This window comes from Vibrio sp. 1402 (assembly GCF_033340275.1).
In genome coordinates, this window is sequence record NZ_JAWOWE010000546.1 from 1 (window position 1) to 563 (window position 563).

A 563-nucleotide genomic window follows, 5' to 3' on the forward strand; every position below is an offset into this window, starting at 1 on the left:
TAAACGCGAGTCCTGAAATACATACCCGATTTTACGTTTATGCGTTGGTAAATTGATCCCTTGTTCACTGTCAAACAAGACGTGATCGCCAATTGCAATTCTGCCCTGTTTTGGCGTCACCAACCCACTAATCACATTAATTAATGTGGTTTTACCAGCTCCAGAACGTCCAAATAATGCACTTATTTCGTTACGCGGTAACGAAAGATCGATATCAAAGTTAGTTTCGCCAAGCGTTTGTTTGAATTGAATTTTAATTGTCCTCGCTTCGCACCCAATCTACTCGCTGCTTTACGATTCAACCACTCAGAAATCATCAACGTCGATAAAGCGAGTGCAATAGAAATGATACACAAGCGTGCCGCTTCCATTTCCGCTCCCGGCGTTTCAATAAAATTGTACATAGCGAGAGGAATGGTTTGTGTCTCCCCGGGAATATTGGACACAAAACTGATGGTTGCGCCAAACTCACCCAGACTGCGGGCAAACGACAGCATAGTGCCCGTGATGATCCCAGGAATCGTCAGAGGCAAAGTAATGGTTAAAAAGACTTTTAAAGGCGA

General features: G+C 43.7%; 1 protein-coding gene and 1 pseudogene. Both read right to left on the minus strand.

What is annotated here, in order from left to right; all coding sequences use genetic code 11:
* Nucleotides 1-279, minus strand: a 279-nt coding sequence (locus R7044_RS27170) for an ATP-binding cassette domain-containing protein (protein ID WP_225456222.1), incomplete at its 3' end; no start/stop codon positions are given.
* A pseudogene (locus tag R7044_RS27175) lies at nt 273-563 on the minus strand (ABC transporter permease subunit); the annotation flags it as partial. The gene R7044_RS27170 and the pseudogene R7044_RS27175, both read right to left, overlap by 7 nt.